Annotated in this window: 14 protein-coding genes; 3 read left to right on the top strand and 11 right to left on the bottom strand. The window is 53.7% G+C overall.

Annotated elements, in window-relative coordinates:
* Window positions 1–68: 68 nt before the first annotated feature.
* The 3 genes from deoB to deoC form a co-directional block, all read right to left on the bottom strand.
* Window positions 69–1,292: a phosphopentomutase gene (deoB, locus tag FDX14_RS24720; protein WP_042312511.1), complete on the bottom strand. Its 1,224-nt coding sequence runs from the start codon at window positions 1,290–1,292 to the stop codon at window positions 69–71.
* 51 nt (window positions 1,293–1,343) lie between these two features.
* On the bottom strand, window positions 1,344–2,666 hold the full coding sequence (deoA, locus tag FDX14_RS24715) for a thymidine phosphorylase (protein WP_016151609.1): 1,323 nt from the start codon (window positions 2,664–2,666) through the stop codon (window positions 1,344–1,346).
* Between the two features lie 107 nt (window positions 2,667–2,773).
* Window positions 2,774–3,553 carry a deoxyribose-phosphate aldolase gene (deoC, locus tag FDX14_RS24710; protein ID WP_042312514.1) on the bottom strand — a complete coding sequence of 260 codons (780 nt, stop codon included), beginning with the start codon at window positions 3,551–3,553 and terminating at the stop codon, window positions 2,774–2,776.
* A 261-nt stretch (window positions 3,554–3,814) separates the two neighbouring features.
* On the opposite strand from deoC, the gene FDX14_RS24705 reads away from it, so the two are divergent.
* Both FDX14_RS24705 and FDX14_RS24700 read left to right on the top strand, forming a co-directional pair.
* On the top strand, window positions 3,815–5,365 hold the full coding sequence (locus tag FDX14_RS24705; RefSeq protein WP_137350434.1) for a YjjI family glycine radical enzyme: 1,551 nt from the start codon (window positions 3,815–3,817) through the stop codon (window positions 5,363–5,365).
* Window positions 5,337–6,200 carry a YjjW family glycine radical enzyme activase gene (locus tag FDX14_RS24700; protein WP_042312519.1) on the top strand — a complete coding sequence of 288 codons (864 nt, stop codon included), beginning with the start codon at window positions 5,337–5,339 and terminating at the stop codon, window positions 6,198–6,200. Before FDX14_RS24705 ends, FDX14_RS24700 begins: the two co-directional genes overlap by 29 nt.
* A gap of 65 nt (window positions 6,201–6,265) precedes the next feature.
* On the opposite strand, the gene FDX14_RS24695 is transcribed toward FDX14_RS24700, so the two are convergent.
* The 8 genes from FDX14_RS24695 to holD all read right to left on the bottom strand — a co-directional run bounded on the left by FDX14_RS24695 (window position 6,266) and on the right by holD (window position 12,652).
* Complete coding sequence (locus tag FDX14_RS24695; protein WP_137350433.1) at window positions 6,266–7,042, bottom strand: metal-dependent hydrolase; 777 nt, start codon at window positions 7,040–7,042, stop codon at window positions 6,266–6,268.
* A complete protein-coding gene (locus FDX14_RS24690; protein ID WP_137350432.1) occupies window positions 7,039–8,112 on the bottom strand; it encodes a patatin-like phospholipase family protein in 1,074 nt (357 codons plus the stop codon). Before FDX14_RS24690 ends, FDX14_RS24695 begins: the two co-directional genes overlap by 4 nt.
* A 121-nt stretch (window positions 8,113–8,233) precedes the next feature.
* On the bottom strand, window positions 8,234–8,395 hold the full coding sequence (locus FDX14_RS24685; protein ID WP_003019081.1) for a DUF1328 domain-containing protein: 162 nt from the start codon (window positions 8,393–8,395) through the stop codon (window positions 8,234–8,236).
* Window positions 8,396–8,522: 127 nt separating this feature from the next.
* Window positions 8,523–9,140 (bottom strand): molecular chaperone OsmY, encoded by a 618-nt coding sequence (gene osmY, locus FDX14_RS24680; protein ID WP_137350431.1) that lies wholly within the window; start codon window positions 9,138–9,140, stop codon window positions 8,523–8,525.
* Window positions 9,141–9,446: 306 nt separating this feature from the next.
* Window positions 9,447–11,036, bottom strand: a complete 1,590-nt coding sequence (gene prfC / locus FDX14_RS24675) for a peptide chain release factor 3 (protein ID WP_137350430.1) — start codon at window positions 11,034–11,036, stop codon at window positions 9,447–9,449.
* Window positions 11,037–11,128: 92 nt separating this feature from the next.
* Window positions 11,129–11,809: a pyrimidine 5'-nucleotidase gene (yjjG, locus tag FDX14_RS24670; RefSeq protein WP_042312525.1), complete on the bottom strand. Its 681-nt coding sequence runs from the start codon at window positions 11,807–11,809 to the stop codon at window positions 11,129–11,131.
* A gap of 14 nt (window positions 11,810–11,823) precedes the next feature.
* Window positions 11,824–12,270, bottom strand: coding sequence for a ribosomal protein S18-alanine N-acetyltransferase (rimI, locus tag FDX14_RS24665; protein WP_137350429.1), 447 nt, complete (start codon window positions 12,268–12,270; stop codon window positions 11,824–11,826).
* Window positions 12,239–12,652, bottom strand: coding sequence for a DNA polymerase III subunit psi (gene holD, locus FDX14_RS24660; protein ID WP_038636992.1), 414 nt, complete (start codon window positions 12,650–12,652; stop codon window positions 12,239–12,241). The genes rimI and holD overlap by 32 nt, the downstream gene beginning before the upstream one ends.
* A gap of 103 nt (window positions 12,653–12,755) precedes the next feature.
* On the opposite strand from holD, the gene rsmC reads away from it, so the two are divergent.
* Window positions 12,756–13,787 carry a 16S rRNA (guanine(1207)-N(2))-methyltransferase RsmC gene (rsmC, locus tag FDX14_RS24655; protein ID WP_038636991.1) on the top strand — a complete coding sequence of 344 codons (1,032 nt, stop codon included), beginning with the start codon at window positions 12,756–12,758 and terminating at the stop codon, window positions 13,785–13,787.
* The last annotated feature ends 26 nt before the right edge of the window (window positions 13,788–13,813 follow it).

The raw sequence follows: 13,813 nt of genomic DNA, 5'->3' as shown, positions 1-13,813 counted from the left end.
GCGCCTTATCCGGCCTACAAACGATTCCTGGTAGGCCGGATAAGCGTAGCGCCATCCGGCAACGGGCATTACAGCATGTTTTTACCGTAGTCCATCGGCGATGTGCCAAAGTAGCTCGCCAACGTCTGGCCGATATCCGCGAAGGTTTCACGGTGACCTAAAGAGCCAGGTTTCACTTTCGGACCGTAGATCAGCACCGGAATGTGCTCACGGGTATGGTCGGTACCGGTCCAGCTCGGGTCGCAGCCGTGGTCGGCGGTGAGGATCAGAATATCATCTTCACCCACCAGCTCCATCAGCTCCGGCAGACGGCGGTCAAACAGTTCCAGACCTGCGGCATAGCCCGCGATGTCGCGGCGGTGGCCCCAGGAAGAGTCGAAGTCCACAAAGTTAGTGAAGACAATGGTCTCGTCACCCGCTTCTTTCATCTCTTTGATGGTGGCGTCGAACAGCGCATCCAGACCGGTCGCTTTCACTTTTTTAGTGATACCGCAGTTGGCGTAAATGTCCGCGATCTTACCGACAGAGACAACATGACCTTTTTTCTCGTCAACCAGTTTCTGCAGCACGGTCGGCGCTGGCGGCTCAACGGCCAGGTCGTGACGGTTACCGGTACGCTGGAAGTTACCGGCTTTATCACCGATAAACGGACGCGCGATAACACGACCGATGTTGTAACCGCCTTCGGTCAGCTCTTCACGGGCGATTTCGCACAGCTCGTAAAGTTTATCCAGGCCAAAAGTCTCTTCGTGGCAGGCAATCTGGAACACGGAGTCAGCGGAGGTATAGAAAATCGGCTTCCCGGTTTTCATATGTTCTTCGCCCAGTTGATCCAGAATCACAGTACCGGAAGAGTGGCAGTTACCGAGGTAACCCGGCAGGTTGGCACGCTTAACCAGTTTGTCCAGTAACTCCTGCGGGAAGCTGTTTTCATGATCGGAGAAATAGCCCCAGTCAAACAGAACCGGAACACCGGCGATTTCCCAGTGGCCAGACGGCGTATCTTTCCCGGAAGAGAGTTCATGCGCCCATGCATAGGCGCCAATGACTTCCGCGTTACCGTCCATACCAGCAGCAATTTTACCGGTAGAACCTTCGTGAGCTTTCACCAGGCCCAGACGGGTCAGGTTAGGCAGATTCAGTGGGCCTTTGCGACCATTATCAGCTTCGCCTTTCGCACAGGCTTCTGCAATGTGTCCCATAGTGTCTGAGCCTACGTCGCCAAAGCGATCCGCATCTTCAGTCGCACCAATACCAAAGGAGTCCAGCACCATAATAAATGCACGTTTCATCTTGTTCTCCATACATCTGCGCCGCAAAAAAGCGATCAGATCAGTATACAGTTATTCGGTTATACGACGATAGACTGTCGGTGTAATTTCTGGCGCTTTATCGTCAAGGCTGATTGCCGCTTTGACCGCTTTCGCCGCTTCCTGCCAGCTGGCTTCATCTTTCGCGTGGATCACTGCCAGCGGACGCTGTCCGTCTACGCTGTCGCCCAAACGGGCCATGTCGCTAAAGCCGACGCTGTAATCAATGGTGTCCGATGCCTGACGGCGTCCGCCGCCCATAGAAACGACTGCCATACCCAGCGCACGGGTATCCATCGCGCTGACGAAACCTTCGGTATCAGCATAGACGGCTTTACTGAGCATCGCCGTCGGCAGATACTTCGCATAGTTTTCGACGAAGTCGGTCGGGCCTTTCTGCGCCGCAACCATACGGCCAAAAATTTCCGCCGCTTTACCGTTGTCCAGCACCGCCTGCAATTTCGCGCGGGCTTCGGCGTCATCTTTCGCCAGATTGCCGGAGATCAGCATTTCCACGCACAGCGCCATGGTGACGTCTAACAGACGCGGATTACGGTATTCACCGGTCAGGAACTGGACGGCCTCGCGGACTTCTACCGCGTTACCTGCGCTGGAAGCCAGCACCTGGTTCATATCGGTTAACAGTGCGGTGGTACGGACACCCGCCCCGTTCGCCACGCCGACAATCGCTTCGGCAAGGGCTTCAGAAAGTTCATAGGTCGGCATAAACGCGCCGCTGCCTACTTTCACATCCATCACCAGCGCATCCAGCCCTTCCGCCAGCTTTTTCGCCAGGATAGAGCCGGTAATCAGCGGGATGGAATCCACCGTCGCGGTAATATCGCGGGTGGCATAAAAACGTTTATCCGCCGGTGCGAGCGAGCTGGTTTGCCCAATAATCGCCACACCCACGTCTTTAATAATTTCACGGAAACGTGCGTCGTCCGGGAAGATGTCAAACCCAGGAATCGCTTCCAGTTTATCGAGCGTACCGCCGGTATGACCCAGGCCGCGCCCGGAAATCATCGGAATATAGCCGCCGCAGGCAGCAACCATCGGGCCTAACATCAGTGACGTTACGTCACCCACGCCGCCGGTAGAGTGTTTATCCACAATCGGGCCGTTCAGTTGCAGGCTTTTCCAGTCCAGCACGGTTCCTGAATCACGCATTGCCATGGTTAGCGACACACGCTCGGGCATTGTCATATCGTGGAAGAAAATGGTCATCGCCAGGGCGGCGATTTGCCCTTCAGAGATGGTGTTGTCACGAATCCCATTGATAAAGAAACGAATTTCTTCATCGCTCAGCGCATGACCATCACGTTTTTTACGAATAATTTCTTGTGCGAGAAACACGTTAACCTCCCGATTATGGGCCGGGTAAGCAGTGCGCTCCCCGGCAAGTCGTATTGATGCCAGATGGCGCCTAGCGCCTTATCCGGCCTACGATGGGCAATTTAAACTTAGTAGCTGCTTGCGCTCTTACCGTCGCCGTGACCCAGCGCTTTGAGCAGGCTCGCCAGCAGGCTGGATGCGCCAAAGCGGTAATGACGGGAATCCGCCCAGTCGGCGCCAAACAGTTCGTCAGCAATCGCCAGGAACTGCTGTGCATCTTCTGCAGTACGTACGCCGCCAGCGGGTTTGAATCCAACGGTTTTAGAAACGCCCATATCACGGATCACTTCCATCATGATGCGTGCGCTTTCTGGCGTCGCATTGACCGGTACTTTACCGGTAGACGTTTTGATGAAATCAGCACCCGCTTTGATAGAAATTTCAGACGCTTTGCGAATCAGGGCTTCTTCTTTCAGCTCCCCAGTTTCGATGATCACTTTCAGCAGCACGTTTGCCGCTGCACAGGCGTCTTTACAGGCTTTAACCAGGTCAAAACCAACCTGCTCGTTACCCGCGATCAGCGCACGATACGGGAACACCACGTCAACTTCGTCAGCACCGTAGGCAATCGCCGCGCGGGTTTCAGCCAGCGCGATCTCGATGTCGTCATTGCCGTGCGGGAAGTTGGTGACGGTGGCAATACGGATGTCCGGCGTGCCCTGCTCTTTCAGAGTCTTACGTGCAACAGGAATGAAACGTGGATAGATGCAAATTGCTGCCGTGTTGCCAACCGGGGTCTTCGCCTGATGACACAGCGCGATCACTTTTTCATTGGTGTCGTCGTCATTCAGGGTGGTCAGGTCCATCAGTTTCAGGGCACGCAGGCTGCTTGCTGTTAAATCGGTCATAACATTCTCCAACGGCTTCGCCGTATAAAATTTCACCTTGCGAGTTTGTTAGTATTCTAACATCCGCTCGCCATTACACTTCGATATACATCACAGTTAATGAAAACCACATACAGATTTGCATTACTCTAATGAGATCCACTTCAAATAATTAACCTTTACAGACACGATGGGGTGGCATCAGGCGCATCCGGATCAAAGGTTGGGGCGCTGTTGCTTTCTACAATGGCGCGACACCTTCGGCACATAAAGGAACCAACGATGCCCACTTCAAGCGAATTCGCGCTGCAACAGCGGTGCCAACAAATCGTGACCAGCCCGACGCTCAGCCCTGAGCAGAAACGCCACTTTCTGGCGCTGGAGGCAGAAAACGCGCTGCCTTATCCGCAACTGCCCGCTGAAGCCCGCCAGGCGCTGGATGACGGGGTGATCTGCGATATGTACGAAGGTCATGCCCCGTTCAAACCGCGCTATGTCTTACCCGACTATGCGCGTTTTCTGGCCAACGGTTCCTCATGGCTTGAGCTTGAAGGAGCCAGTGACCTTGATGATGCGTTGTCCTTGCTCACCATCTTGTACCACCACGTTCCATCAGTGACCTCAATGCCGGTCTACCTCGGTCAGCTCGACGCCCTGTTGCAACCATATGTTAGAATTCTAACACAAGATGAGATCGATATTCGAATAAAACGTTTCTGGCGTTATCTCGACAGAACCCTGCCAGACGCGTTTATGCATGCCAATATCGGCCCCGCCGATACGCCAGTCACCCGCGCAATTTTACGCGCAGATTCAGATTTAAAGCAGGTTTCACCGAATCTGACATTTATTTATGATCCGCAAATCACCCCTGACGATCTGCTGCTCAACGTGGCGCAAAATATCTGCGAGTGCAGTAAGCCACATATATCCAACGGCCCCGAAAATGATAAAATTTTCACAAAAGGTCAGTATGGCGTCGTGAGTTGTTACAACTCTTTACCGCTCTCCGGAGGCGGTAGCACGCTGGTCAGGCTTAATCTGAAAGCCATCGCAGAGCGCAGCACCTCTGTCGATGACTTCTTTACGCGCACCCTGCCGCACTACTGCCAGCAGCAAATCGCTATCATTGATTCACGATGTGAATTCCTCTACGAGAAATCACATTTCTTTGAGAATAGCTTCCTCGTGCAGGAAGGGTTGATTGATCCCGAACGTTTTGTGCCGATGTTCGGGATGTATGGTCTGGCGGAAGCGGTAAACCTGCTATGTGAAAAGGCAGGACAAAGCGCCCGCTATGGGAAAGATGCGTTCGCCAATCAGCTCGGATACCGCATTAGCGCCCAACTGGCGGAGTTTGTCGAACGCACACCGGTGAAGTATGGCTGGAAGCAGCGCGCGATGCTGCATGCACAGTCGGGGATCAGTTCTGACATCGGCACCACGCCCGGCGCGCGTCTGCCTTATGGTGATGAACCTGACCCGATCACCCATCTGCAAACCGTCGCGCCGCATCACGCATATTATCACGCCGGGATCAGCGATATCCTGACGCTGGATGAAACCATCAAGCGTAATCCACAGGCGCTGGTGCAACTGTGCCTCGGCGCGTTTAAAGCCGGAATGCGTGAATTCACCGCCAACGTGAGCGGCAACGATCTGGTCCGCGTCACGGGCTATATGGTGCGCCTGTCGGATCTGGAAAAATATCGTGCCGAAGGATCTCGCACTAACACCACCTGGCTTGGTGAAGAGGCCGCACGCAATACGCGTATTCTGGAACGACAACCTCGTGTGATAAGCCATGAACAGCAGATGCGCTTCAGTCAGTAAACTGATCCCTTTCTCCTGCGTCGACGGGCCGGGCAGCCGCCTGGCTCTGTTCCTGCAAGGGTGTAATCTGCGCTGTAAGAACTGCCACAATCCATGGACGATGGGGCGCTGCAACGACTGCGGAGAATGTGTGCTGCATTGCCCGCATGAAGCGCTAAGCCTGAGTGCAGGGAAAGTATGGTGGCAGTCCGATGTGTGTCAGCAGTGCGACACCTGCCTGCACCTGTGCCCGCAGCAGGCGACGCCGATGGCGCAAACCATGAGTGTTGATCAGGTGCTGCAGCATATTCGCAAGGCAGCCCTGTTTATTGAGGGAATTACGGTCAGCGGTGGCGAAGCAACTACCCAGTTACCGTTTATTGTGGCGCTGTTTACCGCGCTCAAAAGCGATCCTCTGCTGCAACATCTGACCTGCATGGTCGACAGTAACGGCATGCTGAGCGAAACCGGCTGGCAAAAACTATTGCCGGTGTGCGACGGCGTAATGCTCGATTTAAAAGCGTGGGATAGCACGTACCATCGCCAGCTTACCGGGAGAGATAATACGCTGATTAAACAAAGCATTACCTTTCTGTCAAGGCAGGGAAAGCTTGCTGAGCTACGCCTGTTAGTGATCCCCGACCATGTGGATTATTTGCAACATATTGATGCGCTGGCAGCGTTCATTAAGCAGTCAGGCGACGTACCGGTGCGGCTGAACGCCTTTCATGCGCATGGGGTGTATGGCGAAGCAAAAGACTGGCCGAGCGCAACGCCAGAGGATGTGGAGCAACTGGCGGCAGGATTGCGCGAACGTGGTGTGGATAACCTGATTTTCCCGGCGCTGTATCTGTGATTGCCGGATGCGACGACATCATTTGTAGGCCGGATAAAGCGCAACCGCCATCCGGCACCCAACAATCACACATTAAACAACGCGGTCGTATTGCGATACAGCGCATCTGCTATCACGTCCGCAGGCTCCGAACGCAGTTCGCATAATGTCCCAAATACTCTGACCGCCTGCTCGGGGCGGTTGGGCTGCCCCTGAAAGCCATTGAGCGGCATGTCCGGCGCGTCGGTTTCCAGCAGGAGTGATTCCAGCGGCAGTTGCGCCATCACCTCACGGGTTTTACTGGCGCGTGGATAGGTAATAGTGCCGCCAACGCCAATTTTGTACCCCAGTTGCACAAAGCGTTGCGCCTGCTGCAAACTCCCGGAAAAACCATGCACCACGCCGGTTCGTGGCAGAGCATGACGTTTCAGAAGCATCGCCAATTTGTCATGAGTCCGTCGCGAATGCAGGATCACCGGCAGTTCGTAACGCTTCGCCAGTTTAAGCTGCGCTTCCAGCACCCGTTCTTGTTTATCAAATTGCGGATCGTCCCGGTAAAGATCCAGTCCAATCTCGCCCACGGCTACCAGCTTTTGCGGGCGCGTATCCAGCGCCTGCTGCAGTTGGTCCAGACTGTCATCGCCGTGTTGTTCAATAACAATGGGATGCAGACCCAAAGCAGCAAACAACGGCGGATACTTTTCCGCTAACGCCAGTACGCGGGAAAAGTTTGCCGCCTGCGTCGCCGGAACAATGATGCAATTCACACCGACCGCCGCAGCACGTTGAATGCTGGCGGGCTCATCGTCAGTAAACGGCGGGAAATCAAAGTGACAATGTGTATCAATGAAGCGAAAACTCACGCCAGATCCTCGTTATCAAACGTTGTATCGTTAGCCTGAGGCGCATTGGTCACCACCGGCGCGTGGGCATCGTTGGCCACCGGTGCGGGAGGAACCACCACCGGTCCCGGCACGACAATCTTCGGCGTCTGACGAGGCAATGGCGCGTTTTTCGCCAACAACTTGCCGACGGTGGCCAGGAAGTAACGACCACACAAACGCCCGGTCTTATAGTCTTCTCGCAGCGCCGGAATACGGCTGCCCAGCGCCATGCTATGGAGCGGTTTTGGCGGATAGATCTCAAAGATTCGCAGCTTACCCGGCGGCTTTTCAATAAAGCTCTGGATCGCGCGATAGCTGGTTTCATGGTGCTGGACCAAATTCAGCAACGGTTGCAGACTGCTTTCGCCCAGCCAGCGCTCCATACGTTTAAACCACTGCGGGGTGTAGTACATTTGCGAAGGCACAGTGCGGATCACCACCAGCGTTTTTGCGCCGCGCTTCGCCGCCTCCTGCACGGGTATGGCATCGCTTACTCCCCCGTCCAGATAGTTCACACCGTCCAGCGCAACACCTGTGCGGTAGAATCCCGGAATAGCGCTGGAGGCGCGAATGAGATCGAGCCAGTTTTGTCGGTTCGGCGAAAAATAACCTGGCGTATAATCATCCCCCCGACAGGCGCACATATAAAACGCTTTCCCTGCGGCAAACAAACGCTCGGCGTTATCCATCGCCAGCGGCATCTGGGATGCGGTCGAATCCACCAGCCAGTCGAGATCGATTAAGTTTCCCCCGCGCACAAAGCGTACCGGGTCAAAAAACTCACGACGGGTGGTGTAACGCATAATGACTTTACGGCCATAACCAGGCTGGTTACACAGATAGGCTGAAAGGTTTTGCGCACCGGCGGACGTCCCGTAGTAAAAGTCAAAGGGATTAAACTGCGCACGCATGAATTCATCCAGTACGCCAGCGGTGAAAATGCCTCTTTGTCCCCCGCCCTCACACACCAGCGCCATACTGCCTGGTTGGAACGGACGTAACGATAACGGCGCAATATTACCGAGCGTGACGGGTATTCTCTGCCCCACCTCTGCCTTCCTGTTGTTTTTGTAATAGAACAACAAAGTAACGCAAATTGCCTGACGCTAAAACCGTAAAAGCCAGTCCACTGGACTGGCTTGGTAGCAAGTTATCTTTACGGTTTACTTACTAGGGTCGTTTACGACCGGTAAACAGGCTGACCAGAAACAGAATGATCCCCACCACGAAAACAATTTTCGCTGCGCCTGCAGCGGTACCTGCCAGTCCACCAAAACCCAGTGCGGCGGCAATTAACGCGATAACCAGAAATATGATGCCCCATCGAAACATGCGCTTCTCCTTTACCATAGTTAATGTCACCGCTTGTTATGAGCGCTCAGGCTGCTCATCGGCGATATTTTTAGTGTGGTGCACAACACGCCTCCCGACAAACGTCAGGAGGACGAATTAAGTCGAATTACTGAGTTTTAAGGTCGTTTTTGACGCTTTTCACGCCATCAACCGCTTTGGCGATGCTCTCAGCACGATCGCTTTGTGCTTTTGAGTCAACGGTGCCGGAAAGTTGAACCACTCCATCAGTCGTCTCTACTTTCACTTTACGGGAAGGGACAATGTCATCAGCCAGCAGTTTTGCTTTAACTTCGCTGGTGGTTGCCGTGTCGCCCGCATAGCCTTTTACTGAGGTGCTTTTGCTATCGCGTACGTGCAGTTTGTCGCTCACTGAGGTTACGCCCTCAACGCCTTTGGCCACTTTCACGGCTTCTTCAGCCTGTGTCTGGCTTTCAACAAACCCGCTTAACGTCACCACTTTCTGGTCTGTTTTCACGGAAATATCGGTGCTCTTGATGCTTTCGTGATCCACCAGCGCAGCTTTTACTTTTGCTGTGATAGTGCTGTCATCCATGAAATTACCGACTTTGTTCATAGAGCTATCGACTTTCTGCCCCGCACTTTCGACACCAGATTGCGCTTTATCCGTCGTGGCGTTTTCTGCAAAAGCAGAACCCGTTGCAACAGCGGAGGTCAGCATCACGGCCAGCAGCGTTTTAGAAATCTTAAGTCCTGTCATTGTCATCGATGTATTCCTGTATGTTTTGCTAAAAGCGATGGTCTGCCGTAAACGGCGTTAACCAGCAACTAATCTTGTAAGTGGAATAAATATCAGCAATAGAAGCTGCAACAGGCAGCCTAAAAAGCATTTAACGCCGATATTTATGTCATCACATTGTTAAATATAGTTCAGGATTTCGTGATCGCAGTCCGGATTGACTAAAAAACAGGCAAACAACAGAAAAACGAGAGGTTTTAAGAACATTCCGCAAGGGATTTAAAAGACAGGAAAAGTTACCGGGCACGGCGGATTCCGTGCCCTGGGAGGCGATTAGTGTTCGCGCGTTTTGCGGAACTGAACGTCAGGGTAACGTTCCTGGGTGAGATTCAGGTTAACCATGGTCGGTGCGATATAGGTGAGGTTATCGCCACCATCCAGCGCCAGCTGAATTTCGTTTTTACGCTTAAATTCTTCGAATTTTTTCACGTCAGAACATTCTACCCAGCGCGCGGTCGCCACGTTGACCGACTCATAAATCGCTTCAACGTTGTACTCGCTCTTCAGGCGTGAAACCACCACGTCGAACTGCAGCACACCGACAGCGCCCACGATCAGATCGTTATTAGCAATTGGACGGAAGACCTGCACCGCACCCTCTTCCGACAGCTGAACCAGCCCTTTCAGCAGTTGCTTCTGCTTCAACGGATCTTTCAGGCGAATACGACGGAACAGCTCCGGCGCGAAGTTCGGAATACCGGTGAACTTCATCATTTCACCCTGGGTGAAGGTATCGCCGATCTGAATAGTGCCATGGTTGTGCAGACCGAGAATATCGCCCGGATACGCTTCTTCCACATGAGAACGGTCACCGGCCATAAAGGTCAGCGCATCAGAGATCACCACGTCTTTACCAATGCGCACCTGGCGCATTTTCATGCCTTTCTCGTACTTACCGGAAACCACACGCATGAACGCCACGCGGTCACGGTGTTTCGGATCCATGTTGGCCTGGATTTTAAACACGAAGCCGGTGAACTTCTCTTCTGAGGCTTCCACGGTGCGGGTATCAGTTTTACGCGGCATCGGCGCAGGCGCCCACTCCACTAAGCCGTCCAGCATATGGTCAACGCCGAAGTTACCCAGCGCGGTACCGAAGAAGACCGGGGTGATTTCGCCCGCGAGGAACAGATCATGGTCGAACTCGTTAGACGCACCCTGCACCAGCTCCAGCTCGTCGCGCAACTGCTGCGCCAGATCTTCACCCACAGCGGCATCAAGTTCCGGGTTATTCAGCCCTTTAACAATGCGCACTTCCTGGATGGTGTGTCCTTTACCCGTCTGGTACAGGTAAGTTTCGTCTTTATAAAGGTGATAAACGCCCTTGAACAGCTTCCCGCAGCCAATCGGCCAGGTGATCGGCGCACAGCCGATTTTCAGCTCGTTCTCGACTTCATCCAGCAGCTCCATCGGGTCACGGATGTCACGGTCGAGTTTGTTCATGAAGGTCAGGATCGGCGTATCGCGCAGACGGGTAACTTCCATCAGCTTGCGGGTACGATCCTCAACGCCTTTCGCGGCGTCGATAACCATCAGACAGCAGTCTACCGCCGTCAGAGTACGGTAAGTATCTTCGGAGAAGTCTTCGTGCCCCGGGGTGTCCAGCAGGTTCACCAGGCAGTCGTGATACGGAAACTGCATCACAGAGGTGGTAATGGAGATACCACGCTGCTTTTCCATCTCCATCCAGTCAGATTTTGCATGCTGGCTGGAGCCACGGCCTTTTACCGTACCGGCGGTCTGAATCGCCTGTCCGAATAACAGGACCTTTTCAGTAATGGTCGTTTTACCGGCATCCGGGTGAGAAATAATGGCAAAAGTGCGGCGCTTGGCCACCTCTTGCAAATAAGGAGACAACGTCATAGTCAAATCTTCTTAGGTAAGCACGGCAAAGGGCCGTGCAAGTTGAATACGAAAAATTGCGGCTATTTTACCCATCAACGGGGGGGAGGCAATCAGTGTTTACACAGGAGCTGCTCCAGTTCGCTTAATGACGCCACCGTCCAGGTCGGCTGAATGCCCGCTGGCAGCTCGCGATGGTGCGTATTTAGCCAGCAGGTGGATAGCCCGGCGTTAATGCCGCCCAGAATATCGGACTCTGCGGTATCGCCCACCATCAGCACGCGGGAACGATCAGGATTGCCCGCCTGCTCCAGCGCGTGGTCAAAAATACGGGGATCGGGTTTTGCCACCCCAACCTGCTCAGAAATCACCAGCAGATCGAAATAGTCGCGCAGCCCAGTCCGCTCAAGGCGGATTTGCTGCAACGCCGTAAAGCCGTTAGTAATGATACCGATTTTCGTTTTATCACGAATCGCATTGAGCAGAGAAACCGCCCCAGGCAACGGCGAGCAGATCTCCGCCATCGCATTGATAAATGCGTCATTAAGCTGGCCTGGTTCGACCTTCAGGCGTTCAGCCCAGCTCTGGAAACGGGCATGCTGCAGTTGCAATGAAGTAATCGCGCCGTTTTGATAATCCACCCACAGCGGTTTATTCACGGCCTGGTAGTCCTGAAAATCTTCAGCGGTAAAGGTAATGCTATAGTCGAGAAACATCCGCTGTAAGCCGGTAAACGAGTCAAACGTAAACAGCGTTTCGTCGGCATCAAAGAAAATCCAGTCCCACTTCTTCATCATTACACCTTGTCTTACATGCTGATTGGCAATGCCATGATAATGGCGTCTTCATGACCATCGGCCGTCGGATAATAATTGCGCCGGATCGTCGCCTCGTTAAAGCCCAGGCTTTCATACAGCGCGATAGCGGCAGCATTTGAGGCGCGCACTTCCAGCCACAGCGTCAAAATGCCACGCTTTTCCAGCTCATCGATCAGGTGCTCCAGCAGCTCGCGCCCCAGGCCCTGGCGTTGAAAGTCAGGATCGACGGCGATATTGAACAGCGTAGCTTCATCCAGCACCACCTGCGTAATCGCAAAGCCGGCCATCACGTCGTCAACCCTCAACTGAAAATTGAGGTAGCGATCGCCCTGGTTGCTGGCAAATGTTTTTTCACTCCACGGAAAAGCGTGGGCGCGTTTTTCAATCTGAAATGCTGCAGGTAAATCAGTCGGTTCGAGGGAAGAAATCGTGTTCATATGCGCAGATTTGTTGCCATAACGCGGCACGGGCCGCTGGGTTTTCCCGTAATTCATTAAACGCAGGACTCTCGACCTGAGCGCCTTCCAGCAGCAGCGGCTCTTCGGTTCCCAGCCGCCAGCTATTACAGCGACTGCCCTGCGGTAGCATGGCGACACGGTCAGGCGTCAATTGTAAAACCTGATCCGGGCTGACGGTTATTGCGCGTAAAATATCGCTCATTAACGGTTCGGTTAGCGCGGGTAGCTGTGCAGCAACCATCACTAAACGGATATGCGCAGGAATGGAGATCGCGATTTCGCCCTGCAGTGCGCCAGGACGACGCAGCGACCACTGCGTAATGCCCAGTTGCTGTAACTGCCAGTCTCGTCGGGATGTCATAGCGAAACACTCCTGTCTATCAGGGGCGCAAATATAGCAAATTTGTCGAATCCGTGCCATCAAACAACTATAATCCCCGGCTGTACAATTTAAGGAGCACTCCATGTCTGCTTTTACCCCGGCAAGTGAAGTCTTGCTGCGCCACAGTGATGATTTCGAACAAAGCCGTATTCTGTTTGCCGGTGATTTGCAGGATGACCTACCTGCCCACTTCGAAAGCGCCGCCAGCCGTGCGCACACTCAACAACTTCATCACTGGCAGGTGCTGAACCGCCAGATGGGTGACAACGTCCGTTTCAGCCTCGTCGCTAAGGCCGATGACGTTGCCGATAGCGATACGCTAATCTACTACTGGCCGAAGAATAAGCCGGAAGCGCAGTTCCAGCTGATGAACATTTTGTCGCTGTTACCGGTGGGCAGCGATGTTTTTGTTGTCGGTGAGAACCGCAGTGGCGTACGTAGTGCAGAGCAGATGCTGGCCGAATACGCACCGCTGAATAAAGTCGACAGCGCCCGTCGCTGTGGCCTGTACCACGGTCGTCTGGAAAAACAGCCAGTCTTTGATGCAGAAAAATACTGGGATGAATATCAGGTTGATAATCTGACCATCAAAACGCTGCCGGGCGTATTCAGCCGTGACGGCCTGGATGTTGGCAGCCAATTGCTACTCTCCACACTGACGCCGCATACCAAAGGTAAAGTTCTGGATGTCGGTTGTGGCGCAGGCGTACTCTCCGTCGCTTTAGCCAGCCATTCGCCAAAAGTCCGCTTAACCCTGTGTGATGTGAGCGCTGCCGCCGTTGAAGCCAGCCGTGCCACGCTTGCCGCCAACGGTATTGAAGGTGATGTGATCGCCAGTAACGTTTTTTCTGACGTGACGGGCCGCTTTGATATGATCATCTCCAACCCACCGTTCCATGATGGGATGCAGACCAGCCTCGATGCCGCGCAAACGCTGATTCGCGGCGCGGTGCGTCATCTCAACAGCGGCGGTGAACTGCGTATCGTGGCGAACGCCTTCCTGCCCTATCCGAAGGTGCTGGATGAAGTATTCGGATTCCATGAAGTTATCGCACAGACCGGACGCTTCAAGGTCTATCGCACCATCATGACGCGTCAGGCGAAAAAAGCGTAATTGTCTCGCATCGAACGGCCATTCAC

Source organism: Citrobacter sp. wls710, from assembly GCF_005281115.1.
In the GTDB taxonomy this organism is placed as follows: Bacteria; Pseudomonadota; Gammaproteobacteria; order Enterobacterales; family Enterobacteriaceae; genus Citrobacter; species Citrobacter werkmanii.
Note: the sequence above shows the minus strand (reverse complement) of the source record. Positions and strands in the feature narration are given on the sequence as shown.